This window comes from Acinetobacter sp. AM, assembly GCF_003105055.1.
GTDB classification, from domain to species: domain Bacteria; phylum Pseudomonadota; class Gammaproteobacteria; order Pseudomonadales; family Moraxellaceae; genus Acinetobacter; species Acinetobacter tibetensis.
The window spans coordinates 1-24,543 of sequence record NZ_QETG01000020.1 but is presented as its reverse complement, the minus strand read 5'-3'; the positions used below and the strand labels follow the sequence as shown (position 1 = coordinate 24,543).

24 protein-coding genes and 1 pseudogene are annotated in these 24,543 nt (G+C 41.0%); 10 read left to right on the top strand and 15 right to left on the bottom strand.

Translation table 11 applies throughout. The annotated features are described in order from the left end of the window. Window positions 1-17 precede the first annotated feature (17 nt). From DCO44_RS11575 to DCO44_RS11530, 10 genes are all read right to left on the bottom strand, one after another. Window positions 18-341: an RnfH family protein gene (locus DCO44_RS11575; protein WP_116762044.1), complete on the bottom strand. Its 324-nt coding sequence runs from the start codon at window positions 339-341 to the stop codon at window positions 18-20. Then, the gene (locus DCO44_RS11570; protein ID WP_116762042.1) at window positions 341-1,423 is read right to left on the bottom strand and encodes a hypothetical protein; all 1,083 of its coding nucleotides are present in this window, start codon (window positions 1,421-1,423) and stop codon (window positions 341-343) included. Before DCO44_RS11570 ends, DCO44_RS11575 begins: the two co-directional genes overlap by 1 nt. Before the next feature lie 173 nt (window positions 1,424-1,596). Further along, window positions 1,597-2,052 carry a bacteriohemerythrin gene (locus tag DCO44_RS11565; RefSeq protein ID WP_116762109.1) on the bottom strand — a complete coding sequence of 152 codons (456 nt, stop codon included), beginning with the start codon at window positions 2,050-2,052 and terminating at the stop codon, window positions 1,597-1,599. 261 nt (window positions 2,053-2,313) lie between these two features. Beyond that, the gene (locus DCO44_RS11560) at window positions 2,314-3,162 is read right to left on the bottom strand and encodes a class II glutamine amidotransferase (protein ID WP_116762040.1); all 849 of its coding nucleotides are present in this window, start codon (window positions 3,160-3,162) and stop codon (window positions 2,314-2,316) included. A 99-nt stretch (window positions 3,163-3,261) separates the two neighbouring features. Further along, window positions 3,262-4,044 (bottom strand): GNAT family N-acetyltransferase, encoded by a 783-nt coding sequence (locus DCO44_RS11555; protein ID WP_116762038.1) that lies wholly within the window; start codon window positions 4,042-4,044, stop codon window positions 3,262-3,264. A 145-nt stretch (window positions 4,045-4,189) separates the two neighbouring features. Next, window positions 4,190-5,089 (bottom strand): acetylglutamate kinase, encoded by a 900-nt coding sequence (argB, locus tag DCO44_RS11550; protein ID WP_116762036.1) that lies wholly within the window; start codon window positions 5,087-5,089, stop codon window positions 4,190-4,192. 12 nt (window positions 5,090-5,101) lie between these two features. Beyond that, window positions 5,102-6,526 carry a phosphomannomutase/phosphoglucomutase gene (locus DCO44_RS11545; protein WP_116762034.1) on the bottom strand — a complete coding sequence of 475 codons (1,425 nt, stop codon included), beginning with the start codon at window positions 6,524-6,526 and terminating at the stop codon, window positions 5,102-5,104. Window positions 6,527-6,732: 206 nt separating this feature from the next. Further along, the gene (gene dut, locus DCO44_RS11540; protein WP_116762032.1) at window positions 6,733-7,185 is read right to left on the bottom strand and encodes a dUTP diphosphatase; all 453 of its coding nucleotides are present in this window, start codon (window positions 7,183-7,185) and stop codon (window positions 6,733-6,735) included. A gap of 34 nt (window positions 7,186-7,219) precedes the next feature. After that, the gene (locus DCO44_RS11535; RefSeq protein WP_116762030.1) at window positions 7,220-9,259 is read right to left on the bottom strand and encodes a UvrD-helicase domain-containing protein; all 2,040 of its coding nucleotides are present in this window, start codon (window positions 9,257-9,259) and stop codon (window positions 7,220-7,222) included. 147 nt (window positions 9,260-9,406) lie between these two features. After that, entirely contained in the window at window positions 9,407-10,054 is a 648-nt protein-coding gene (locus tag DCO44_RS11530) for an OmpA family protein (protein WP_116762028.1), read from the bottom strand. Between the two features lie 268 nt (window positions 10,055-10,322). Between DCO44_RS11530 and DCO44_RS11525 the strand changes: the two genes are divergently transcribed. The 6 genes from DCO44_RS11525 (at window position 10,323) to DCO44_RS11500 (ending at window position 14,703) form a co-directional block, all read left to right on the top strand. Continuing rightward, window positions 10,323-11,261 carry an acyltransferase gene (locus DCO44_RS11525; RefSeq protein ID WP_116762026.1) on the top strand — a complete coding sequence of 313 codons (939 nt, stop codon included), beginning with the start codon at window positions 10,323-10,325 and terminating at the stop codon, window positions 11,259-11,261. Window positions 11,262-11,265: 4 nt separating this feature from the next. After that, a complete protein-coding gene (locus DCO44_RS11520; RefSeq protein WP_116762024.1) occupies window positions 11,266-12,315 on the top strand; it encodes a preprotein translocase subunit SecA in 1,050 nt (349 codons plus the stop codon). Between the two features lie 122 nt (window positions 12,316-12,437). Beyond that, on the top strand, window positions 12,438-13,166 hold the full coding sequence (minC, locus tag DCO44_RS11515) for a septum site-determining protein MinC (protein ID WP_116762022.1): 729 nt from the start codon (window positions 12,438-12,440) through the stop codon (window positions 13,164-13,166). A gap of 65 nt (window positions 13,167-13,231) precedes the next feature. Next, window positions 13,232-14,044 carry a septum site-determining protein MinD gene (gene minD / locus DCO44_RS11510; protein WP_016167269.1) on the top strand — a complete coding sequence of 271 codons (813 nt, stop codon included), beginning with the start codon at window positions 13,232-13,234 and terminating at the stop codon, window positions 14,042-14,044. Window positions 14,045-14,046: 2 nt separating this feature from the next. Beyond that, window positions 14,047-14,319 (top strand): cell division topological specificity factor MinE, encoded by a 273-nt coding sequence (gene minE, locus DCO44_RS11505; RefSeq protein WP_116762020.1) that lies wholly within the window; start codon window positions 14,047-14,049, stop codon window positions 14,317-14,319. A 96-nt stretch (window positions 14,320-14,415) separates the two neighbouring features. Then, the gene (locus tag DCO44_RS11500; RefSeq protein ID WP_116762018.1) at window positions 14,416-14,703 is read left to right on the top strand and encodes a PA4642 family protein; all 288 of its coding nucleotides are present in this window, start codon (window positions 14,416-14,418) and stop codon (window positions 14,701-14,703) included. A gap of 52 nt (window positions 14,704-14,755) precedes the next feature. On the opposite strand, the gene DCO44_RS11495 is transcribed toward DCO44_RS11500, so the two are convergent. Continuing rightward, complete coding sequence (locus tag DCO44_RS11495) at window positions 14,756-15,646, bottom strand: AEC family transporter (protein WP_228157551.1); 891 nt, start codon at window positions 15,644-15,646, stop codon at window positions 14,756-14,758. Between the two features lie 119 nt (window positions 15,647-15,765). Between DCO44_RS11495 and DCO44_RS11490 the strand changes: the two genes are divergently transcribed. Continuing rightward, window positions 15,766-16,647 (top strand): LysR family transcriptional regulator, encoded by an 882-nt coding sequence (locus DCO44_RS11490; RefSeq protein ID WP_116762014.1) that lies wholly within the window; start codon window positions 15,766-15,768, stop codon window positions 16,645-16,647. Window positions 16,648-16,699: 52 nt separating this feature from the next. Here DCO44_RS11490 and DCO44_RS11485 read toward each other — a convergent pair whose 3' ends face one another. Beyond that, window positions 16,700-19,777, bottom strand: coding sequence for a DNA translocase FtsK (locus DCO44_RS11485; protein WP_116762107.1), 3,078 nt, complete (start codon window positions 19,775-19,777; stop codon window positions 16,700-16,702). A 252-nt stretch (window positions 19,778-20,029) separates the two neighbouring features. Here DCO44_RS11485 and trxB point away from each other — a divergent pair, with 252 nt between their 5' ends. The 3 genes from trxB (at window position 20,030) to DCO44_RS11470 (ending at window position 22,635) form a co-directional block, all read left to right on the top strand. Continuing rightward, window positions 20,030-20,983 carry a thioredoxin-disulfide reductase gene (gene trxB / locus DCO44_RS11480; RefSeq protein ID WP_116762012.1) on the top strand — a complete coding sequence of 318 codons (954 nt, stop codon included), beginning with the start codon at window positions 20,030-20,032 and terminating at the stop codon, window positions 20,981-20,983. 82 nt (window positions 20,984-21,065) lie between these two features. Next, window positions 21,066-21,800, top strand: coding sequence for a leucyl/phenylalanyl-tRNA--protein transferase (gene aat, locus DCO44_RS11475; protein WP_116762010.1), 735 nt, complete (start codon window positions 21,066-21,068; stop codon window positions 21,798-21,800). Between the two features lie 19 nt (window positions 21,801-21,819). Continuing rightward, window positions 21,820-22,635: an arginyltransferase gene (locus DCO44_RS11470; protein ID WP_116762008.1), complete on the top strand. Its 816-nt coding sequence runs from the start codon at window positions 21,820-21,822 to the stop codon at window positions 22,633-22,635. Window positions 22,636-22,684: 49 nt separating this feature from the next. Here the strand turns inward: DCO44_RS11470 and rimI are convergent, their stop codons facing one another. The 3 genes and pseudogenes from rimI to DCO44_RS11455 form a co-directional block, all read right to left on the bottom strand. Next, window positions 22,685-23,146 carry a ribosomal protein S18-alanine N-acetyltransferase gene (rimI, locus tag DCO44_RS11465; RefSeq protein ID WP_116762006.1) on the bottom strand — a complete coding sequence of 154 codons (462 nt, stop codon included), beginning with the start codon at window positions 23,144-23,146 and terminating at the stop codon, window positions 22,685-22,687. Between the two features lie 110 nt (window positions 23,147-23,256). After that, complete coding sequence (locus tag DCO44_RS11460; protein ID WP_116762005.1) at window positions 23,257-24,132, bottom strand: metal-dependent hydrolase; 876 nt, start codon at window positions 24,130-24,132, stop codon at window positions 23,257-23,259. A 313-nt stretch (window positions 24,133-24,445) separates the two neighbouring features. Beyond that, window positions 24,446-24,543 (bottom strand): annotated as a pseudogene (locus DCO44_RS11455) (elongation factor Tu); the annotation flags it as partial.

The following is a 24,543-nucleotide window of genomic DNA, read 5'->3' as shown; positions in this document are numbered from 1 at the left end:
TTGAGGGGTTTTTCATATCATTTCAATTTTTTAAAGCGATTGCCTTTGGCATAGCGTCCCACAGGGTTATTGGCTGCACGGTTACGTCGAATATCCTTTGGATTGATGGTCAACGCCCGATAAATTTCAACCCGATCACCCGCTTGCAGCAATTGTGTAGCTTCTTGCAAACGTACACCAAAAATCCCCAACTGCAAAATTTCAGGTAGTTCAATTTGCTCTCGAATTCCACTTTGCTCAATTGCATCTAATGCAGTCATACCTGATTGAAAGGGAACTTCCAGATGAAACTGTTGTTCCGAGGTCGCATAAGCCACCCAAACTTTGGCTTGCTCCGTCATCAGATCAATTGCCCTAATACCGACACAATTGCAAGAATGATAGACAGTGGCAGCACAATACGCACCGCAATACGCCAAATATTGTAAAACAGCTCATTACTAAAATTCATGGCTTTACGCAAATGGCTGATTTTCATAATCCAGCCCGCAAAAATGGCATAAATTAAGCAAATCACTAAACCCCAGAGTACCAATACAATATGAAAAACTGGCGTGATTTCTGGAATTGCCCACACCAAAACTGTAGCTACAATGATCGCCCATTGCACAGCTACTATCATCTGACGTTGTGCCAGTTGTTCACGTGCCAGTTGTAGCAGTAATGCCGCCCCTGCAACCGTTGCAACCAATAAAGCAATTACAGGTAATTGTGCAATCAAAGCAAAATAGGCGAATGCCAACACGGCAAGCAACTGTGCAACCCAAATCGGCAATACAGTTTTGCTTGCGGCAGTATCTTGTTTAGCTTGAACTAAGCTGGTCTGCCAATACAGTCCTAAGCCTAAACCACTCGCCACCAATGCCAATACAGTCGCACTGCCCCACTCGCTAAACTCAAGTGCAGTCATTTGCCAAGCAGGAAAAGCTGTTCCACTGACTTGTGAAAAAATCAGCGCTGCAATGACACCGACAGCGGTGATTAATGCCAAAATCATGCGTGGTGCTAAAGATAAAATAACTGCTGCAACAGCGGATCCCACAAACAGATATTGTGGGGCAACGCCTTGAGCCACCCATTGTGCGCTGTATTGACTGACACTAAATAACATCGCACCGGCTAGAAATGGTATAAACACCACCGCCATCCAGCCAACTAAACGCCATCTTGGAGATGCATCCGCATCACGTGTTAAATTAGACAGTGCATTTAATGCTGTAGTTTTCGAACGTTTTGCTAAAGCAATTTCTAAATAGCAAATTGGCAAAGCCAAAACCAACATAGTGCCTAACCAAAGCAACCAGAAATCGAGTTGACGCTCTGTTTGTATTCCCACTATTGGTGCCACAGTGGCAATAATGATGAATGACAAACAAAAAGCCATCAGCGGCGATAACCATCGTGACATAGCATTGTCCTGCATGATGCATTCCTAATAAAAATCTATCGCTATTTTGCCTTTCTCATGCGTGAAAATCAAAAAGAAAAGCAAACCACCGCATTCGATGGCTTGCTGCGCCAATACTTTTATTTCTTTTTTAACTTTTTAATTCTTTTGCACAGCATGTCCTTGCTGAATTCTAGACCTTACTGTACTTAAGAGAAGAAGCGAGCAAACCAATTCTTGCCCTTTTTCTTTTCTTTTTCTTTAATAATTCCCATCATGTTCTCTTTAACAGCGCCAACATAATCCGCATCATCGTGTTGGATATGGTTAATCAACCATTTCGCTAAGACTTCATGTAATTCAGCTTCAATCGAGTGCCCCATTTCAAAACGGTCACGATACGATTCAATTTTTTTAATAAATAAATCATGCACACGTTTATGCGGCACACGGTATTTATAACCCGCTTCTTCTTGTAGAGATTCTTCAAAAGTAAAATGCGATTGGGTGTAATCAATAATATTATCGAGAATCTGTTTAATGCGGTCACGCTCTGTGTGAAGAGCAATATCATTAATTTCATTAATATAATCAAGGATTCGCTTATGCTGATCATCAATCACATCGATACCAGTATTATATTCTGGAACCCATTTCATCTTGATACGCCCCCATTTAAAATTCATCATTCGTTACTTGAAAAGGATAGTAACGGTATTAAATTTAAATAAAAAACAAGTAAATCAGTCTGGATTCAGGTTTTTAGCGAAAATTATAGGCTAAGACAATGATATGTATATATTAATTTGTTTATACCCGACTAAAAGAATAAGATATTTTTTAACCAAAATTTTATTTTTTCTTTAATTATGAAAATGTTAATTTTAACAATCAAGTTGCATCATTTTGCAATTCTCGCGCCACTCTCAATATTGATCAGCGCGAGTAATTCGTTTTAACGTCGGATTGGCTTGCTCACGAACTAAGCGCTCGACCTGAGTAAATGCACGCTGAATGGGTTGTCCGTATTGGAATAAAATCATTTCGCCAGGTTGAAATGCCTGCCAAACTTCATTCTGCGTCAACGGTTCAGTCGTAATGACGGCAACGCGATCTTCAGGAGTGGTCACTTGACTAAAATCGACTTCGACATCGAGATCAATCAACTGTGCAGGTTTAAATGGATATTCACGTACCAACCAATGCAATTTGGTAATGGCATAACTAAATAATGCCTGACCATTGGATAAGCAGAAGTTAAAAGTCCCGTGTTCTGCAATTTTTGGCGCAATTTCTAACAGTAACTCAAACACTTGGGTTAAAGATGGCTCGACATAACCAAATTTAGCGACCAATTGATCCAATAGAAAACAAAATGCACGTTCACTGTCCGTATTACCAATTGGGGTGAAATGTCCAGTTAATGGCGGATCAAAATCAAGTAAGTCACCATTATGGGCAAAAATCCATTGACGCCCCCATAGCTCACGCATGAACGGATGTGAGTTTTCTAAGTTAATTTTGCCTTGAGTCGCTTTACGAATATGCGCAATCACATTGCGTGATTTAATCGGATAATTTCGTACCAATTCCGCAATTGGAGATTCAACCGCAGACTGATTATCCACAAATAAACGACAAGCTTTGTCTTCAAAAAAAGCAATACCGAAGCCATCACAATGATCTGAAGTAATGCCCGCACGCTGTGAAAAACCACGGAAAGAGAAGGTAATATCCGTTGGGGTCGCACAATTCATTCCGAGCAACTGACACATAAGCAACTATAAACACTTTAATAGATTATGGGTTTATTGTGCATGACGACGGTAAGGCTTGTAAATCTTAATCTATGCTAGGTTCAGTAATTTTAATGCTTAACGCTGAATCGGCTTTTTCATGACAAAACTCTTCGCCATTTTATTCACTTCGAGTAAAACAAAATAATCCAGACAATTAAATTCACGATCATAAAATGCTTGCTGTGATAGTTTGGCGTGCATTTTTAAATACACATCAAACAATTTTGGAATTTTTTCATCTTGCGCAAAACTGTATTCAGGATGTGTCGGCTCATACGCCATTTGGGGTTGAATCGCACAGGTCTGTGTAGGACTGAGTTGTTTTAAATATTGATGCGTGTAGTAAGCACGTGCCTGATTGCCTTGTAGGCGAATACTGACACAACCAATCAAATATTTCGCCCGCATCTCCCAAAGTACTTTAGGAACGAGATTGAGCCATAAAATGGATAAGGCACGACTAGAACGATAGCGATGATGTACACAAGTTCGTCCAATTTCTACAATATTAGATAAATGCCCCAGTTCATCAATAATTTTAAATTCTTGCGCGCTATAGCTCTGTGCCAAATCTTGTCCTTGCAAGAGTTTTAAGCGTGTATAGGCCACAATTTCATTGCTGTATTTATCACGCAGTACTGCATGTTCACAGCCAAAATCATACAAGTCCTGATCGATGTTTTGATCGAATGTAATTCCGAATTGTTGGGAAAATTGTGCTGCTCGGAATTTCTGGACTTCATGTAATTGTTTTAAATCTTCCACCCATTCAAAGCGGTATTGATGCGTTTGTTTTTCAGCTTTTTTTTGTAATGGAAAAGTAAAGTTTTGACGATATAGATTCAACTTTTCAAACATTGTTATGCGCTCTTCTGGCTTTTTTCATACACTAGGCAATGCAGATGACAATACAATGACCAAAAAATGACGACTGTTAAATAATCTCTACAATAAAAAACCAGCCCTTAAGGACTGGCTTTAAACACAAGATAAACCGAATGGATTAGTGTTTGGCACGATTGGTAATTAATGTACCCACACCATGATCGGTAAAGATTTCCAACAAGGTTGCATGTGGAACACGACCATCCACAATATGTGCACTCACTACACCACCTTTAACAGCATCTAAGGCGCAACCCACTTTTGGAATCATGCCGCCATAAATCACGCCTGTTTCAATCAGACGGTCGACTTCCTGCGTGGTTAAGCCCGTGAGTAAGTTTTTATTTTCATCCAATACCCCTGTGATATTGGTGAGTAAAATCAGCTTTTCCGCACCCAGTGCTTCAGCCACTTTGCCTGCTACAAGGTCAGCATTGATATTGTAGGTATTGCCTTGATCATCGACACCCAATGGGGCAATGACGGGAATAAAATCGCTTTGGGTAAACATTTCCAGTACATCAGTTTTCACACCAACGACTTCACCCACCAAACCTAAATCGATTTCTTTTACCGAACCATCTTCTTGGTTTTTCTGCATCAACAATTTACGTGCGCGAATTAAATTGCCATCTTTACCTGTTAAACCAATGGCACGACCGCCATGTTGGTTAATTAGGTTCACAATGGATTTATTCACACTGCCGCCCAACACCATTTCTACCACTTCCATGGTGGCAGGGTCAGTTACACGCATACCATCAATACGGTCAGACTCACGACCCAATTGTTTTAGGAAAGAGTCCACTTGAGGGCCACCACCATGCACCACAATTGGGTTTAAACCGACGGTTTTTAACAACACAATATCACGTGCAAATGAGCTTTCTAGCTCTGGATCGGTCATTGCATTGCCGCCATATTTTACGACCAGCGTTTTACCCGAAAAACGTTGAATATACGGCAAAGCTTCAGTCAAAATTTGTGCTTTGTCGATGCCAGTCTGCTGATGTGGCATTCGCCTCTCTCCTCAATGAGCATTTAAAATGTCGTGCGCGATTTTAGGATATCGATCACTTAACATGGAAACAAATGATTGCCGAATATCATTTAAACGAGCAGGATTATCCGCATCAAAACGAACAGTAAAATATTCGCCAGTATTGGATGCTCGAATAATGCCAAAACCATCTTCAAAATCAAGCCGTACACCATCAATTTTACTCAATTGAGCAGCGATGTGATGGCTCTGGACTTCGATATCGGCCAATAATGTTTTAGGATCAGTACTATAAGTACTGATATAGGTATCTTCGGTACTACAACGCTCAGGATATTTGGCTAGTGCTTGTGAAAGCGTGAAATCTGGATCTTGACTTAAAAATTCAAGTACACGTAATGCCGCATATAAGCCATCATCATAACCAAAACCACGACCATCATTAAACACATAATGTCCAGCGTATTCCCCACCAAACACCGCCTTTCCACGCGATTGCATGAGATATGTCTTTAAGAAGCTACTGCCTGTACGAATCATTTTGGCTTGCCCACCCAATTCACACACGGTATTGCGTACCATGGTCGAGCATTTCACATCAAATACCACTTCATGCTGAGGATGCGTAGCAAGACACATTTCGGCAAATAAAGACAATAAACGATCCGCACCAATAATACTGCCATGCTCATCGACCAATACCAGTCGGTCACCGTCCCCATCTAGCGCAATGCCAATATCTGCGTGTTGCTGTCGAACTGTTTCGGTCAAAGCAATTAAATGACTGGCTTGCGATGGATCAGGGGCATGATCAGGAAAATCTCCATTAGATTCACAACGCAGTGCCGTCACCTGACAACCTAACTTTTGTAAAACCAAAACGGCACAGCGCCCTGCCGAACCATGTAAACCATCAATCACCACATGGAAAGGACGTTTCAGTTGAATATCTTCTAAGATCGCTTGCTGATACTTCAAACAATAGCTCACATCAAACTGATGCTGAACATGGGTTAAAGGGACTTTACGTTGAGGGGAAAACTGTAAGCTCGCGACATAACCCACTTGTTGGATCATTTCAGGGCACGGCGGTTCGCCTTGCATAATCCACTTGATGCCATTGTCACTTTTCGGATTATGACTTGCAGTCACCATAATACCATTGCCTGCAAATTGGCGCGCAGAGTAATACAACATTGGGCTAGAGCAACAACCCACATTCACGACATGAAACCCTTTCTTCTCAAATATTTTTTGTATTATTTGGGCGTAAGCTGGGCTACTCAGTCGAGCATCATAGCCAATCACCACAGTGGTTTGAGCGGCTTGTTGGTACTGGCAGGCCAGACCATGAGCTATCGCTTCAACCAATTCGGGTGTTAATAAGGTTACTTTTCCACGGATATCATAGGCACGAAAGACTTGCCATGGAAATATAGGTTGTTGAATATTCATATATTTGTAACTTCTGAATCCAACGAACACTTTAAAAATTCGTCTTATTCATACAACGTAAATGTTTTAAAATATTTCTAGTTTATATCTGAATAGAATTGAACTGTTAATACTATTTAAGTGTTGTGGACAACTTATAAATTGAAATTAAATAAAATCTTTTATATTTCAGAATGAAAGAGCCCGAAGGCTCTTTCATATCAACATCAGTTTTTACCTGTATGCCCAAAGCCACCCGCACCACGCTCAGTCGCCACAAATTCATCTACTTGTTCAAATTCTGCTTGCACCACTGGAACAAGTACATACTGTGCTAAACGTTCACCAGGTTCCAAGGTAAACGCGTTTTGACCACGGTTCCATACCGAAACCATCAACTCACCTTGGTAGTCTGAGTCGATTAAACCCACCAAATTACCTAAAACGATACCGTGTTTATGTCCTAAACCTGAACGCGGTAGGATCAGACCTGCAAAGCCTGTATCTTCGATATAAATAGCTAAACCTGTTTTAACCAGTACCGTTTGACCCGGCTCAATGACAGTGGGTTCAGTCACACATGCACGCAAATCTAAACCAGCAGAACCTTGCGTTGCATAAGTTGGCATTGGCCATTCTTGTCCTAAACGTGCATCTAGAACTTTAACTTGAACCTTCATATTGTTTCCTACTGTTTCAAAATTAATATCGCAATCAACGCTTAATTAAAGCGCGTAAATTTTCGAGGTAGTGTTGTGCTTGCTGCTTCGGATCGACATTACCCGCGAGCTTTTTCTTGCGTCCCAACCACTCCAATTCATCTTGTGGCAATTCATCTAAAAAGCGGCTTGGAGTCATTTGACGCATTTGCCCACCCGCTTTACGTTGCTCTGCCAAGGTAATGGTTAAACCTTGACGTGCTCGAGTAATTCCTACGTACATCAAACGGCGTTCTTCTTCAACCGTTTCAGCCGCAATCGAGTTTTTATGAGGCAGTAGTTCTTCTTCCAAACCAATCAAATACACGAATGGAAATTCCAAGCCTTTCGAAGCATGCAAAGTCAACAAATTGACCTTATCGGTGTCTTCTTCTTCCTGTTGTTGCTCTAACATATCCAGCAACACCATTTTGCGAATTACACTTTCAATGTTGCGCTCATCGACATCTTCTGCACGATTAATCAAACTTTGAATACTGGTATACAGCACTTCAATATTGTCGAGCTTGGTTTTTTCCTGTGCAGGTGTAGCAGCCGACTCTTTGATATAGTCGATATAGCCTGCTTCAAACATCATTTGTCGAATAATCGGTACAGGCTCATCATCTTCCAGCAATTCGCGCGTAAAATTGGCAATAAATTCGGCAAATTCAGCCAATTGCGTGGTGGCCTTTTTCGGAATAACCATGGTCAAGCGTTGGTCGCCCGCTGCCGTCAATAAAGACAAATGATTTTCTTGTGCAAATAAACCGAGCTTTTCTAAAGTAACAGGTCCAATGGCGCGTTTTGGCGTATTAATAATACGTAAAAAAGCACTGTCATCTTCAGGATTAATAATTAGACGTAGATAACTCATGATATCTTTGATTTCTGCACGGGCGAAGAAGGACTGACCACCAGATAACTTATAGGGAATCTGCATTTGACGCAGTTGTGTCTCTAAAATACGTGCTTGGAAGTTACCCCGATATAAAATGGCATAATCTTTCCAATTTTTCCCATTCATCAACTTATGCGTGATCAGATCTTTAACGACCCGTTCTGCTTCATCATCATCATTACGGCAGGTAATCACACGAATGACTTCACCATGGCCTTTATCTGACCAAAGCTTTTTATCAAAAATATGCGGATTGTTACCAATTACAGTATTCGCCGCTTTTAAAATACGACTGGTCGAACGATAGTTCTGCTCCAGTTTAATCACTTTTAAATTGCGAAAATCTTCATTTAGCAAAGCCATATTTTCTGGCTTCGCCCCACGCCATGCGTAGATCGATTGGTCATCATCGCCCACAGCCGTAAACTGCCCCATCACACCGACCAAGAGTTTCACCAAAATATACTGTGCTGTATTGGTATCTTGATATTCATCGACTAACAAATAGCGAATGCGATTTTGCCAACGATCTCTTACTTCTTGATTTTCTTGCAACAAGCGTGTTGGCATTACAATCAGATCATCAAAATCCACTGCATTATACGCCCGTAAATTACGCTCATACAGTTGATACAAGTGCGCAAACTGAACATCTTCAGCGGTTTCACAGGTAATGTGTGCCTGTTCAGGTGGAATCAAATCATTTTTCCAGTCTGAAATCATCTTCATGGCTTTGGCAATCAGCTCTTTACTTTCAGCACCAGATAAATTGTCACGGTGCATCAAGTCCATCAAAATACGCTTACAGTCATCTGCATCTAAAATAGAAAAATTATTTTTTAATGGTGTGTGTTTCAGCTCTAAACGCAACATGTTTAGACCGAAGGTATGAAAGGTCGAAACCGAGAGCCCTTTTGCTTCTTCACGCGACAACAACTTTGTCACACGTTCTTTCATTTCACGTGCGGCTTTGTTAGTAAAGGTCATCGCGGTAATGCGATAAGCAGGAATCCCGCAGTGTTTGACCAAATAAGCAATTTTACGGGTAATGACTGAAGTTTTACCCGAACCAGCCCCTGCAAGTACTAACAAGGGTCCTTGAGTATATTTCATGGCTTCAAGTTGCTTGTCGTTTAACTGACTTGCCAGCGACATAGTGTTTCCTCTTTTTAATCCGAACTAGATTATAGACATCAAACCCCCAGATGCCTAACCTAAAATGACGATTATCTGTTCATAAAAAAAGCCACCTTTAGGTGGCTTTTTCGAAACTCAATGATTTCTAAGCAAACAAAATATTAATTATTTTGTTTCATACACTGTAATTTCTACACGACGGTTTTGTTCACGACCCGCAGCAGTATCATTGCTCGCGATTGGTGAAGAAGAACCGTAACCACGTGCAGTCATACGTGAGCTTGCAATCCCTTGAGAGGATAAATAGTTCAACACAGAGTTCGCACGGTTTTGAGATAATGGATTATTAATCGCATCTGTACCAGTGTTGTCAGTATGACCATGAATTACAAGTGCAAGTTTGTTCGCTGTACCATCTTCACGTAATACACGCGCAACATCATTCAATGCTGTTTGGAAACGCGGTTGAATGGTAGAAGAATTGGTTGCAAAGGTAACACTTGGCATAACCAAGTTAATCGAACCATCTTGGTTACGGTCTACATCAACACCAGTACCCGCAAGTTCTTCACGAAGACGTTTTTCTTTTTTGTCTAATAACAGACCAGCACCACCGCCCACTACAGCACCAATCGCTGCTGCTTGGCCCATTTTATCTTTGTCTGCATTTGAATAAGCAAGACCTGCACCCAATAATGCACCTAGACCTGCACCGATTGCCGCTTTGTCATATTCCATACCATTGCCAGTAGATTGACAACCTGAAAGAACTAACGCCCCTGCTACTGCTGATGAAATTAATAGTGCACGCATGACATGCCTCCATTTTGTGTGTTTTGTTTATGTTTGAAATGGTGTCCTAAAAACATGGCTTAGACCATTGATTTTTTGTAAATAATCGCTTGTATGGTTACATTTTGTAATAATCAATTCCAACTCTGAATGTACATTCATCACATTCCCTACATGTTTATTAAATCATGAGAGATAATTTACCCAATACAACGCTTGTTTTATTTTCAGAATTTGCAACTATATTCAATAACGATAATGGATGATTTTACTCAGGATTATTTTTTATATGTCATCTCAAGCAAACAAACAACCCATATTAAAAAAAATCACACGTGGACTCACTGTTGGCTCTGTCATGACAGGCAGCACTTTTTTTCATGGACCACCAGTACTCGCACTCGGTTTAACTAAATTAGTTAAACAATCGCAGAAAGTCGATAAAACCAATATTCAAATTACCAATAGCTGGTTAGGCGTCAATAACTGGCTCATTGATCATGTCCTACCCCATCTAAAATGGGACATTACGGTCGATAGAAATCTCGATTTGAGTATGCAAGGTCGTTATTTAATGACCTGTAATCACCAAAGTTGGGTCGACACGACAGTGAATCAATATTTTGGACTCACGCGTATGCCATTAACGCGGTTTTTCACCAAGTGGGAACTCATTTTTATTCCCTTTGTTGGACAAGCCTTCAAAATTTTGGGCTTCCCGATGATGAAGCGACATACTAAACAAGAAATTGAGAAAAATCCTGAGCTTAAAACCCGAGACATGGAAGAAGCGCGTAAAGCCTGTGAACAATTGTTAAGCCAACCTTTTACCTTACTGAATTATTTGGAAGGAACACGATTCACTCCTGAAAAACATCAGCAACAAAACTCACCTTACCAAAATCTCCTTAAACCCAAAGCAGGCGGACTTGCATTGGCCTTGAATATTTTAGGTGATCAAATTGATGCGTTTGTGGATATGACGATTGTTTATCCAGATGGTGCACCAGGTTATGGCGAATTCTGGCTAGGTGAAGTGGGTCGTATTGCTGTGAATTTACGCAAAATCGAAATTCCTGACTGGGTTCTAGGCGGAAACTATGAAGATGATGATGAATATCGTGCGCGCTTCCAAGCATGGGTCGATCATCTCTGGACTGAAAAAGATCAGTTAATTAGTCAAATGAAAGCGCAATATTTAACAACTGCTGAAATGAGTCCGGTGTAATCCTATGAAGCAGAACAAGTCAGTACCCAAATCAAAGTATCATCGTGTCGATCCACAGAGCTGGTCATTCAAACTCTATCTGATCTATGACACCTTCATGGTATTCCTGATCATTTTTAACTTGTTCTGCTTAGCTGCCAATTTTTTCTTAATGAGCAATATTGGTGGCTGGTTCCTAAATTCGATTCATTTAGATGAAGTGCTCAATTTTTATCGTACTCATCTACATCCGTGGGTCATTACCACCGAAGCTTGGTTTATTTTGTTCTTAATTACTGAGCTTGTGGTGCGTTGGGTGATTGCTATCATTTATCGCCATCATCGCCGCTGGTTTTTCTTTCCGTTTATCCATTGGTATGAAGTACTGGCAATTATTCCACATCTGCGTTTCCTACGATTATTTCGTGCGGGGATTATTATTTTTCATCTACATGAATTGGGTTATAACGTTATTCCTGAATCCATTCAAAAAAGAGCAAAATTTTATTACCGTGTGATTATGGAAGAACTGTCTGACCGAGTGGTTATTACGGTATTGGATGGGGTAAGACATGAACTGAATACCAGTTCAACCCATAAAAAAATCATTCATGATTTGGTCGATCATCATCGCACCCTATTTGCTCAAGTTTTAGCAGAGCTGTTACAAGAGTCACTGGCAACGGAATTACAGCAACGCCAAACGTTGATTGCTCAAAATATTGGCGCCATTGTGAATCAAGCCATTGAAGATACCCCTGAACTCACTCAACTATTACGCTTAATCCCGATTGTCGGTGGGCGAATTGAACATCAAATTCAGAGCATTGGGCAACGTCTCGGAGAAAATATTACCTATGGAATATTGGATCCGCTGATATCTGGCAGCCCCGAACAGCCCAACCATACCTATAAACTGATTGCTGAAAAAGTCAGCGAATTAAATATTGATAATCAGGCATTAGAACAATTGGTTGAGTCTGCTGTATATGAAAGTTTGGACGCTATTCGCAAGCAAGTGAAAGTAAAACAATGGTTAGAAGACCTTGAAGAGCTCGATCAAGCTAAAGAATAAGCATTAAGATAAAAAAGTTACAAACTTGGCTAGAGAATTCAAAGAATTTGTTCTAGGATTTGCTCTATTTACAACATCGCTTCGGCATAAAACCAATAGCTTCGAAGTCTTAAGGATAAAATATGGCTGATATTCGGATCACCGGTAGAATGGTTAACTTTAGTAGATTAACCTTCGACACAAATGACCATAATGCCATTCGTCAACAACTGACCCAATTACTTCAAGACAGCACAACGCATGGTGCTCTGGTGATTTTAGACAGTACTGTTGAACAAGAGCTGATTGCCCTAATTCAACTGCTGCTCGATTTAGATTTACAACCCATGGCGGTGATTGAAGGTTTACTGGGGGATGAAGCACGTGCGATTCAATTTCCAGTACTTCCTGCCGACAGTAAATCGTTACAACGTATTAAAGCCACTCAAGAACAAGTGGTTGAAACGGCTGTGCAAGCACCAGAAGCAGCAATCGAAAATACACAAAAGGCATCTCCATTTCCACGTAATATTGGACATATTACCTCGTATCACGATGAAATCTTACGAACAGGCCAATGTTTAATCCAAGATCATGGCGATATTATCGTCAATGCAGGTATAAATAGCGGTTCAGAAGTAATTGCTTCAGGAAATATACATATTTATGGCAGTGCTCGTGGTAGAGTTATCGCAGGTGCTGGTGGAAACAGTGCTGCTCGCATTTTCTGTCACTCACTTGAAGCCGAATTGGTTTCAATTGCAGGGACATATTGTGTTGCCGATGATATTCCACCCCATGTCGTAAAGAAGTCCGTACACATTTATTTAAATGAAAACCAAGAGCTCGAATTCAAAGCTTTGGAATTTTAATGTATAAATAAACACCAAAACCCCGCTAATTAAAGGGGGGATTTACCATAACAGGAGTGGATTCGGTGGCGAAAATTGTTGTCGTAACATCAGGCAAAGGTGGCGTAGGAAAAACTACGACCAGTGCATCTTTTGCAACAGGTTTAGCCCTTCGTGGTCACAAAACTGTTGTTATCGATTTTGACGTAGGTTTACGTAACCTTGACCTCATTATGGGCTGCGAACGTCGTGTTGTGTATGATTTTGTGAATGTTTTAAATAACGAAGCACGATTACAACAAGCACTTATTCGTGATAAAGATATTGAGAACTTATACATTTTACCGGCATCACAAACGCGCGATAAAGATGCGTTAACCGATGAAGGTGTTGCACGTGTAATGGACGAATTATCTCAAGAATTCGATTACATTATTTGTGATTCTCCTGCGGGGATTGAGCGTGGTGCAATTCTAGCCATGTACCATGCAGATGAAGCGATTATTGTGACCAACCCTGAAATTTCTTCAGTCCGTGACTCTGACCGCATTATCGGTATGTTGGACAGTAAAACTAAAAAAGTAGAACAAAATGAAGGACGTATACGCAAACATTTGTGTATTACTCGCTTTAACCCTGAACGTGCAGACAAGCAAGAAATGCTCACCATTGATGACATTTCGAAAGACATTTTACGTGTACCTACACTGGGTGTTGTGCCTGAATGTAAAAGCGTTTTACAAGCATCTAACGAAGGTAAACCTGTCATTTTGTTCCAAGATGCAGAAGCTGGACAAGCTTATGAAGACTTGGTTGCACGTTTCCTTGGTGAAGAACGTCCTTACCGTCACATCACAGTCAAACCTAAAGGCTGGTTAGCACGATTATTTGGAGCGTAAATATGGCAGGCTTCTGGAGTAAATTATTTAGTAATGACGAAAAACCTTCAAGTGCACAAATGGCAAAAGACCGTTTGAAAGTCATTGTTGCTTCTGAACAAGGCTTAGGTAAACGCTTAAGCCAAGATAAAATTGACCAAATGAAAAAAGAGATCATGCAAGTGGTCAACCGCTATGTTCGTGGGGTCGATGAAGAACATATCCAAATGTCTGTTCGCTCAGAAGCGAATATTGAAATGTTGGAGATGAATATCAATTTGCCTGAAGAGCGATAATCTGAAATCTGATTAGTCAAGCAAATGGATTCAAGGCAAAATAGTGTCAGCTATTTTGCCTTTTTAGTTTGAAAAGAATATACCAAGGAGTTTGCGATGGCATTATCTCAGCCAGCAACGTTTAATGAAGAATGGTCGGATGAGCGCGTTTTTGCCTATTTAAATCAGCTTCCTCCTGCAGGAGTTAATGCTGACTTTCATGTTCTTTACCACGCATTCAAACATATGCGCCCAACGGACTACCAACGTTTGTTAACTCAATTTTTCGCAGATGGTCGCAATGTCAATGCAACCAATCCGCAAGGTCAACGGATTCATGATGTGATTGCTGAATACCCACGTCAATGTGATGGATTCTTAGAAGTCTTGGCAAAATTTGCTTAAGCCTTAAAGCCTACCTTGTGTAGGCTTTTTTATGATCTTCAACCTAAAAAAATTAGAACAATAGCTGCATCAGCAATGGAAAGCTCAATGCGAATAAAAGGGTTTGTAAGCTAATAATGGCCGCCATGAGTTGACTGTCCCCTTGAAAATAGCGCGTTAAAATATAAGATGCCGACGCTGTGGGTAAAGCAAAGAAAACCACCAAGACCGCAATATGTAAGGGTGCTAAGTCAAATCCTTGTGCCACAAAATAAGTCAGTATAGGTGCCCCAACTAACCGCGATACACTATTTAACATGACACGCCCGAAATCGGGCTTGAGCTGACTAAACTGTAATGCCGCTCCGACTGAAATCAGACCTAATGGCAGACTGCTACTCGCTAATAACTTCAATAATTGCGATATGCCCTCTGGCATCAACAAGCCAGAGCAATTAAATACGATACCCAATAAGCAAGCGGCAATGAGCGGATTCTTCACAATCGACATCAGCGTAAAACGCAACTGCCCCTGTGCACTTTGGGTAAATGAGCAAACTGAAACAATATTGACCAACGGAATTGCCACAGCAATGATCATAGAGAATAATTGCATACCTGTTGTGCCGAACATTAAGCTCATCAAGGAAAGCCCAATATAGGTATTGAATCGAATCTGGCTTTGAATATAAACCCCAAAACGATGCACGGGAATGTGGACATAAAACTTCAGTGCCCATAACAACACACTGATCAACATAATGACCATGATCAGTACAACATAAAGCATGAGCATAGAACCTAAATCTAGCTTTACGCTAGAAAGATTGCTAAACAATAAAGCTGGGAAAAGAATGAAATAATTTAATTTTTCAGAGTTTGCCCAAAACGCCTCCTGCAAAAAACCTGTCCGCTTAAACACATATCCCATTCCTATCAGAAAAACCAACGGAAAGAGTGCCATGATCATGTTCATTCATTTCTTCCAATTACTGCACATCAGTCAGCTTTGACTCATTTTGGAAACAGAATATAATCCTTATTCGCCCTCATAATAAAATGAGTATTTACTCATACCCTCAAATGACCTTTAGCCAACTTGAAATCTTTTTACTGGTTGCTAAACATCAAAGTTTTAGCAACGCAGCCAAGCAACTCGGGATTTCTCAATCTGCGGTTTCGCATGCCATTAAAAGTCTGGAGCATTTTTGGCGTGTACAACTGTTTAGCCGTGAACAAAATAAGGTGGTGCTGACCGAGATAGGACAACAGCTTCGTATCCATGCGCAAGAAATTTTAAATACAGCACAAGTCATGCAACAGCAAGTTGCCGCAACACATGGACTGCAACAAGGTACTTTAAGAATCGGTTCATTTGGGGCATCCGCATCGATTCATCTTCTGCCTGAACTACTGCAAGCCTTTAGGACCGAATACCCTCAAATTGAAGTTTTTGTGGAAGAGGGAACGGATGATGAAGTCACGCAATGGATTTTAAACCAACAGGTTGATGTCGGATTTGCCGTTTTACCCAATCATCAATTGGATACTTTTCCATTGATTAAAGATATTTTTATCGCACTTATTCCCAATTCTTACCCGATTGCACAAATGAGTCAGGTGGATATTACCCAACTGAAGCACTACCCTTTTATTTTGACCAAGGCGGGCAGCCAGACGCATATTGAAAAACTCCTCAAACAATATGATATACAGCCCAAGATTCAGTATCAACTGTCGCAATTATTAACGATTCTGAATATGGTTAATCAGCATGAAGGCATTTCGATTGTGGCGGATATGGCCATGACGCCAGAACTGCTCGCACTACATCCGAATGTGGTGAAACGCCCTTTGCTGCCGAATACACAACGTGAAATTGGACTCGCAGTCCGCAATCAAAAACTGATCAGCCCTGCAACGCGAGCCTTTATCGATTTGGCACAAACCATGTTCTATTATTAAATTGAACCACATAAAAAAGCCTGCGCTCAGGCAGGCTTTTAACAGATAAAAACTAGACGAGAATATCCCGCTTACCGTTCGCGCCCATCGCACTCACAATCCCATTTTCTTCCATCTGGTCGATAATACGTGCCGCACGGTTATAGCCCAAACTGAACTTGCGTTGTAAAGATGACGTCGAAGCTTTACGCGTTTCTAAAACAAAGGCCACACATTGATCATACAGAGCATCACGGTCTGAACCTCCATCACCATCTTCAAAACCACGTGAAGTCGGCTCTTCGTCATACGGAGTCAAAATTTCATCGATATAATCTGGATCACCGCGTTCTCGCCATGCATCACAAATTCGGTTGACTTCATCATCGGAAATAAAGGCACCATGCACACGTTCAGGTTCAATTTTACCAGGCCCTAAAAACAGCATATCGCCATGACCCAACATGTCTTCCGCGCCACCTGCATCCAAAATGGTTCGAGAGTCAATTTTGCTGTTTACACGCAATGCAACGCGCGTAGGAATATTCGCTTTAATCAAACCTGTAATGACATCTACGGATGGGCGTTGGGTCGCTAACAGCAAATGAATACCAGCAGCACGCGATTTTTGTGCCAAACGTGTAATCATTTCCTCAGCTTTTTTACCCACCTGCATAATCATATCGGCAAATTCATCTGCCACAATGACAATCGAAGGTAACGGCGCTAAGCGTGGTGCACGCTCACCCACAACAGAGTCACTGGCTTTCCATGTTGGATCAATTAAGTCTTCCCCATTCGCCAATGCTTCTTCAACCTTACGGTTATAGTCCGCCAGTTTACGAATTTTAAGGAATGACATGAGCTTGTAACGCCGCTCCATTTCATTCACACACCAATTCAATGCACTGACAGCATCTTTCATGTCTGTTACGACAGGGGTGAGTAAATGTGGAATATCATTGTAGTTGGCCAGTTCTAATTGTTTAGGGTCAATCATAATCAGGCGCAATTGATCGGGTGTATATTTCAACAGCATCGATAAGATCATCGAGTTCACAGCAACAGACTTACCTGAACCTGTGGTACCTGCAACCAACATATGTGGCGCCTTGCCTAAATCGGTAATCACAGGATTGCCCGAAATGTCTTTACCCATGGCCATTGAAAGTAAACCCGCAGGATCGCGATAAGTCGGAGTTTCCAATAATTCGATAAGACGCACCATTTCACGTGCACTATTTGGAACTTCAATTCCAATGTAAGGTTTACCCGGAATTACTTCTACTACACGCACCGAAGCCATCGACATCGAACGTGCCAAGTCCTTCGAAATATTGGTGACTTTAGAGGCTTTAACCCCAGGTGCTAAATCCAATTCAAACCGCGTCACGACTGGCCCAGGTTGAGCTTCCATTACTTTGGCTTTAACATTGAACTCTTGTAATTTAATTTCGAGTAATTCTGAAAGACGTTCCAATTGTTCAGCAGTGAAGTTGACTTTTTTATTCGGATCGACACGATCAAGCAAATCCAATCCAGGTAGCGTAGACAAATCACGACGTTTTTGTGCGACCTGCATAGCACGAGACATGGGTCGTCCTGAAGCATCCGTCAATGGTGCATCAAAATCAAACTCATCTTCCTCTTGAGGTTTACCTGCAGTTTCTTGCCAAGCTTCAATGAAGGCCTCTTTAGACAACTCAGCTTTGCTCTGTTCAGTAAAACGCTCTGACACCTCTACAGCAGTGTGCTGTATTGGCGTTTGCACAAAGGCTGATGATTGTGCATAAGAAGATGCTGTACGCTGCTCGACCACAGTGGACTCTGCATGTTGTTCTTTTGCATCAAAATCATCCAGAAAACGATCTAATTCATCGTTCAATAAGCGTGCCTTAACAGCCTCTTCTGCAACCCCTGCTACAGCAGGCATACTCAAAATTGAAGCATCTACTACAGCGAGATCAGGTATTGTTGTAGGCTGAATAGCTTGAACTTCGCTACGTTGGAATGGGCTATGTACATCCGAAGCCACCTTACCACTAGGTACCGCAGCAAGTAGCTCATCAAAAATCTCATCATCATCCCAATCAAGATTATTTTTGACTGGTTTTGGAGAAGGTTCAAGTTGAACATCAACAGGATATTGACGCTCTACGACAGAATTGAAATCATGCTTAGGAATAACTGTTTCATCTTCAGCGGCTTTTAATAATGCCTCAATATCTTGTTTATGTAGTTGATCATTATTGGTATTTAAGGCACGCCAAACTTCACCTGTGGCAATAGTGCGCTGGCTGTCTTGTTCAAGTTGATGCGCTTTGGCGATGGTTTTTTCAAACTCTTCATCGTCGTCTAAATCGAACTCATTCGGTTGATTCAATTGAGACTCTTTCTGTACCATATCATCAAACAAACGCTCAGCCGCCACACCTGCAATAAATGGTTGTTCCACAGGGGTTTTAGATAGATTGGTATCCTCTAATTCGGTTTGATTTGAGACTTTACTTGGCGCGACTGCAATCACCTGTTTTTTGACTTGAGGTGTGGTACGGTCAAAATCAGATTCACTCTCTGGTACATTTTTATAAAATAAATCTTGTAAATACGCAGGCGTAGCTCGCAAGGTATCCCATGTTTTGTTCCACTTTACCCCAAAGGCCAAAGTAAATAACACCAGCCAAAACACAATTAAGAACAGCACAGCGCCATAAATAGTCAGAAGTTGGCTCAGGCTTTGCCCCAACTCATAACCAATAATGCCACCAGAGGCATTGGCTAAAGTATCTGCAGGCACTTCCCAAAATAAAAATAATAAGGTTGCTGTCGCCAACAAAATAAAAAATTGGGCAGCATAACGAAATGGTCGGTTCAGAAAACTGCGCGGCCACCACACCTGAATCGCTTCAATAAATAAGAAGAGTGGGATGAGCAGACTTGCCCAACCTAAAAATCCAAACAATAAATCTGAAATCCATGCTCCAGCGACACCACTTGCATTGGAAACCTGTTGGGTATCACTGGAGATATGCATCCAACCTGGATCAAAAGGTGTATAAGTGACTGTTGCAAGGAACAGATAAATCCCAAATGAGACTAAAAATAATGTCATCATTAAGCGCTGTGCATAAGCACCTGACACCGCAGTCATACTCTGTCCTGTAAGCATTTTTTCATTCATGTTTTTTTGGAAAACAACCTGAATTTGTTTCTTAATAAAACCTGATATTATGCACCTGTTCACGTAAAAAAGATGCAAGATTATGAGGGCTTGTTGTTAACTTTATTCTATATAGCTCAAACCGATTTGCATGATCAATATTACCCACATTGAACACACACAACTGTTATACACTTTCACGTATAATTTCATAAATTTTGAAAGAAAAAAAGGATGTCGCGAATGAGCGCTCGTCACTCACGATTAATTATTTTAGGTTCGGGTCCTGCAGGTTACAGCGCTGCAGTTTATGCTGCACGTGCCAATTTAAAACCAATGCTGATTGCTGGCTTACAATTGGGTGGTCAATTAACCACGACAACGGAAGTGGATAACTGGCCGGGTGACCCAGAAGGTTTAACGGGTCCTGCTTTAATGGAACGTATGCAAGCCCATGCAGAACGTTTTGGCACAGAAATCGTCTATGACCACATCAATGAAGTTGACCTGAGTGTTCGCCCATTTGTTCTTAAAGGCGATATGGAAGAGTTCACTTGTGATGCACTGATTATCTCAACGGGTGCAACTGCACAGTATTTAGGCTTAGAGTCTGAAGCAAAATTCATGGGTCAAGGGGTCAGTGCTTGTGCAACCTGTGACGGTTTCTTCTATAAAAACCAGAAAGTCATGGTGGTCGGTGGTGGTAACACTGCGGTCGAAGAAGCACTCTACCTGTCTAACATTGCTTCACACGTGACGCTTGTGCATCGTCGTGACAGCTTACGTTCAGAAAAAATCCTACAGGACCATTTATTTGAAAAAGAAAAAGAAGGCAAAATTAGCATTCTTTGGAACAACCAAATTGATGAAGTCTTAGGTGATAACACAGGTGTAACTTCGGTACGCTTAAAATCAACTGTAGATGCAAGCACACAAGATATTGATGTCCAAGGTTTATTCGTGGCGATTGGTCACAAACCAAATACAGGCATGTTTGAAGGTCAACTCAACCTACGTGATGGCTACATTCAAGTGCAAAGTGGTACCTCTGGCAATGCGACTGCAACATCGGTTGCAGGTGTATTCGCAGCAGGTGACGTTGCTGATAGCATTTACCGTCAAGCAATCACTTCAGCGGGTTCGGGCTGTATGGCTGCACTTGATGCTGAAAAATATTTAGATGCGCTAGGTTCATAAGCTTTTGCATCTATTAAAACCGTCCGAAAAGGGCGGTTTTTTTATGTATGATAACGTAAAGAACAACTCCCAGAACTCAATCATGCAGCATACTTTAGCACCGTCCGAATACTTATTTCCCGATCCGATTGATTCAGATCCAGAAGGACATGGACTGATTTGCATTGGCGCAGATCTCTCCCCTTCTACCCTCTTTGAAGCCTATACCCACGGTCTTTTCCCATGGTTTTCTGAAGGTGAACCTATTTGCTGGTGGTGTCCCGAGCCACGCTGCATTATTCGACCTGAGCAATATCATCCGAGTAAATCCCTGCTGCGCAATATGAAAAAGCATGACTATAAAATCACCATTAATCATGCTTTTGAATCAGTCATTCGCTCCTGTGCCCTGCCTCGCAGTTATGCAAATGACACGTGGATTTCCGAAGATATCATTCAAGGTTATTTAGGTATGTTTTCAGCAGGTTATGCCTATAGTGTGGAAGTGTGGGAACAGGATCAGCTTGTCGGTGGGCTGTATGGTGTGAGCATCGGCAAAGGCTGCTTTGGCGAATCGATGTTCAGCATCCGTACTGACGTGTCTAAAATGGCATTCTATACCTTAATGTTACTTGGACAAGAAAACCAACTGGCTTGGATTGACTGTCAATTGGTGAATGATCATTTGCTTAGCCTTGGCGCTTGTACAATTTCTCGACAAGTGTATTTAAATTCGTTACAAGATATTATAAAACAACCCTCTCTCGATTGGAAAAAGTATCAAGAGGGTGTATTTTCAAGTAAAAGAATAGCGTTATCTTCGCAATTAATCGAATGAAAACAATAGAGGGATCTTTATGAATTCATATCACCCGAAGTCCCTGTTAAATGATTTACAGTACTATATTACGCCACCACATGAATGCAGTTATCTTGAAAAGAAATCTGCCCGCATGGTTTTTCTAGATCCTGCACATCGGATTGATGTCGTGACCTTGTCTGAACTTTCACGCGTTGGTTTTCGTCGTAGTGGAGACTTTGTTTACCGTCCCGAATGCCATTTATGTCGTCAATGCTTGTCTTGTCGCGTTCCTGTCCAAGAGTTTCAAATGAACAGCAAGCAAAAAAAAGCATGGAAACGCAATCTGGATCTGACAGTCAAAATTACTCAACCGAAAGATGCGGGTGATGTACATTATGCTTTATATGAACGCTACATTCGTGAACGCCATGCCGACGGTGATATGTTTCCCCCCAGCTACGACCAGTTTGAAAAATTTCTGATTCATACCTGCACTGAAAGTTTTTTTCTGGAACTGTGGAAAGATGAGCAGTTGCTCTGCGTTTCGACCTGTGACCAACTTGATGATGGTCTGTCTGCGGTATATACCTTTTTTGACCCCGATGAAAATCGCCGCTCATTAGGGGCTTTTGCCATCATGAAACAAATTGAATATGCACAACAACAGCAATTGGACTATGTCTATTTAGGTTACTGGGTGCCACATTCCAATAAAATGAATTATAAGTCTCAATACACGCCTCTAGAATTATTGCTCGATGGGCAATGGCGTCGTATTAATCGTTCACTCAGTGCAGAAGAGATTCAACTTTTGGGAAACTCATTAATGACCACACTCCCCTCTGGTTGGAACAATTCAATCATTAAATAAGCTTGATATGTTGATGGAGTCGATTCACCCCATCGCATAAGTATTTAAATCATGATTTGAATAACTGAGAAAAATCGTCCGTACAAGCTTTAACCATAATAATGGCATGCTCACGCCCACCATTTGGGCTTGGATAATAATTTTTACGCAAATCAATCTGATGAAAACCTGACTTCTCATACAGAGCTATTGCAGCTTGATTGCTTTCCCGCACTTCCAAGAAAATTTGTACGGGTTGATTCTTCAGTAAAGCAATTGATTCATCTAAGAGCCGATAACCCAAACCCTTGCCCTGCTGATTAGGATGAATCGCCATCAATAATAAATTTGCTTCGTCCAAAACAGGTTGTAAGATACAAAAACCAACCACCTGCCCTTGCTGTTCAATCACGGTACTGTGATAAGAATCTATCGATTCTTTAAATTGTTGTTCCTTCCAAGGATGGGTTTGAACCAGTTGTTCAATTGCGGTCACTGCCGCGAGATCAGAGGGATGCATTGAACGTATCATGTGTAGAAACAACTTTTTAATTCAGTCGCTTATATTATAAAACATCAACTCACAACACAAATACAAAAAAAGGGCAATTTTGTTTGCCCTTTTCAATATAAGTACTCGAATCAGAATCCCAATTTTAGTTTCCAGTCTGCCAATAACTGATCTGTATTGCTATCATTTGGATGAAAATTAGGGCGGAAGAAATCTAATAGCTCAGGAATTTGGCGAGTGATAAAACCTTTACCGCCATACATAAATTTCAACATGCGCTTACTGTCTTTCAATGTCAATTTTCCGTCAGTTTTCATTAATTGAGCGGTAAAATAAGATTGTGTTATAAAAATGAGTGTCATAGCAAGAATCATTGCTGTTGCACGCATTGCATATGCTTTCAGACCACGCCCATACATTGCTGTATAAACATCAAACACAACTGCTTTATGTTCATTTTCTTCAATTGCATGCCACATCCATAACTGATACATGGTTTTATTGTTAAAAATGGCCTGAACATCTTCATTTTGTAATAATTCAGCAGCAATGACTGCGGTAAAATGCTCTAACGCACACGTTCCTGTTAAATCAATCATTTCCTTGCTAAAACCAAATGGCTTTAGTAATTGAGCAACGACTTTTGTGCCTGTTTTAATGACTTTTGCTGTCTGATTTTCCATCGTTCTAACATCATAGCCATATGCTTGGGCAGAAGAATTAAAAGCCAAATGCTCTTTAGAATGCATAGCCTCTTGGCCAATAAAAGCACTGATTTCCTTTTGTAAATCAGGATCACTGAGTTTTGGATTTTTGCGTACCGCACGAGTACTATCCACAAAAAACTGCTCACCTTCAGGAAATAAGGCAGATAATGCCGTCATAAAATGCGTAAGTCCCGCATCACCGCCTGCCCAATAACGTGCCACTTCACCAAATTCAAAATCCATGCGACGAACAGGAAAACTTGCACCCGCACGATTTGAAATATTTACTTTAGCATTCATCCTGAGACTCCTACAGACCCATAAGGTCTAACTATCTTTATGTTTGTTTTTTCTTAATTCTAATATTACGGTTTTCACCACAAGCGATAAGGGCAGATAAGGTCAAGGAAGTATCAGTTAAGGACAGTTTTACAGGTGAATTGTCTAACAATTTTATGATTCTATTTTTATCTCAATAGAAACCTATTGATCTATCGGTTGTATGGGTACACGCAAAAAATATCTCATGCAGAATAGAAAAGCCTGGAATTTATACATTTTATAGGCATAAAAAAAGCGCCCCAAAGGAGCGCTTTTTTCACACAATAAGTGATTATGCAGTTACTTTCGCAACAACACCAGCACCAACTGTACGACCACCTTCACGGATCGCAAAACGTAGACCTGGGTCCATTGCGATTGGGTGGATTA

Excerpts from the sequence above, each read along its gene's own strand:
- aat (WP_116762010.1), top strand. The coding sequence starts at position 21,066 with ATGCAGCATACTTTAGCACCGTCCGAATACTTATTTCCCGATCCGATT.
- minE (WP_116762020.1), top strand. The coding sequence starts at position 14,047 with ATGGCAGGCTTCTGGAGTAAATTATTTAGTAATGACGAAAAACCTTCA.
- rimI (WP_116762006.1), bottom strand. The coding sequence starts at position 23,146 with ATGATACGTTCAATGCATCCCTCTGATCTCGCGGCAGTGACCGCAATT.
- DCO44_RS11470 (WP_116762008.1), top strand. The coding sequence starts at position 21,820 with ATGAATTCATATCACCCGAAGTCCCTGTTAAATGATTTACAGTACTAT.
- DCO44_RS11560 (WP_116762040.1), bottom strand. The coding sequence starts at position 3,162 with ATGTGTCAGTTGCTCGGAATGAATTGTGCGACCCCAACGGATATTACC.
- minC (WP_116762022.1), top strand. The coding sequence starts at position 12,438 with ATGGCTGATATTCGGATCACCGGTAGAATGGTTAACTTTAGTAGATTA.
- DCO44_RS11490 (WP_116762014.1), top strand. The coding sequence starts at position 15,766 with ATGACCTTTAGCCAACTTGAAATCTTTTTACTGGTTGCTAAACATCAA.
- argB (WP_116762036.1), bottom strand. The coding sequence starts at position 5,089 with ATGCCACATCAGCAGACTGGCATCGACAAAGCACAAATTTTGACTGAA.
- DCO44_RS11485 (WP_116762107.1), bottom strand. The coding sequence starts at position 19,777 with ATGACTGCGGTGTCAGGTGCTTATGCACAGCGCTTAATGATGACATTA.
- DCO44_RS11500 (WP_116762018.1), top strand. The coding sequence starts at position 14,416 with ATGGCATTATCTCAGCCAGCAACGTTTAATGAAGAATGGTCGGATGAG.
- DCO44_RS11530 (WP_116762028.1), bottom strand. The coding sequence starts at position 10,054 with ATGCGTGCACTATTAATTTCATCAGCAGTAGCAGGGGCGTTAGTTCTT.
- DCO44_RS11575 (WP_116762044.1), bottom strand. The coding sequence starts at position 341 with ATGACGGAGCAAGCCAAAGTTTGGGTGGCTTATGCGACCTCGGAACAA.
- dut (WP_116762032.1), bottom strand. The coding sequence starts at position 7,185 with ATGAAGGTTCAAGTTAAAGTTCTAGATGCACGTTTAGGACAAGAATGG.
- DCO44_RS11545 (WP_116762034.1), bottom strand. The coding sequence starts at position 6,526 with ATGAATATTCAACAACCTATATTTCCATGGCAAGTCTTTCGTGCCTAT.
- DCO44_RS11460 (WP_116762005.1), bottom strand. The coding sequence starts at position 24,132 with ATGAATGCTAAAGTAAATATTTCAAATCGTGCGGGTGCAAGTTTTCCT.
- DCO44_RS11525 (WP_116762026.1), top strand. The coding sequence starts at position 10,323 with ATGTCATCTCAAGCAAACAAACAACCCATATTAAAAAAAATCACACGT.
- DCO44_RS11495 (WP_228157551.1), bottom strand. The coding sequence starts at position 15,646 with ATGGCACTCTTTCCGTTGGTTTTTCTGATAGGAATGGGATATGTGTTT.
- DCO44_RS11520 (WP_116762024.1), top strand. The coding sequence starts at position 11,266 with ATGAAGCAGAACAAGTCAGTACCCAAATCAAAGTATCATCGTGTCGAT.
- DCO44_RS11570 (WP_116762042.1), bottom strand. The coding sequence starts at position 1,423 with ATGCAGGACAATGCTATGTCACGATGGTTATCGCCGCTGATGGCTTTT.
- DCO44_RS11555 (WP_116762038.1), bottom strand. The coding sequence starts at position 4,044 with ATGTTTGAAAAGTTGAATCTATATCGTCAAAACTTTACTTTTCCATTA.
- trxB (WP_116762012.1), top strand. The coding sequence starts at position 20,030 with ATGAGCGCTCGTCACTCACGATTAATTATTTTAGGTTCGGGTCCTGCA.
- DCO44_RS11535 (WP_116762030.1), bottom strand. The coding sequence starts at position 9,259 with ATGTCGCTGGCAAGTCAGTTAAACGACAAGCAACTTGAAGCCATGAAA.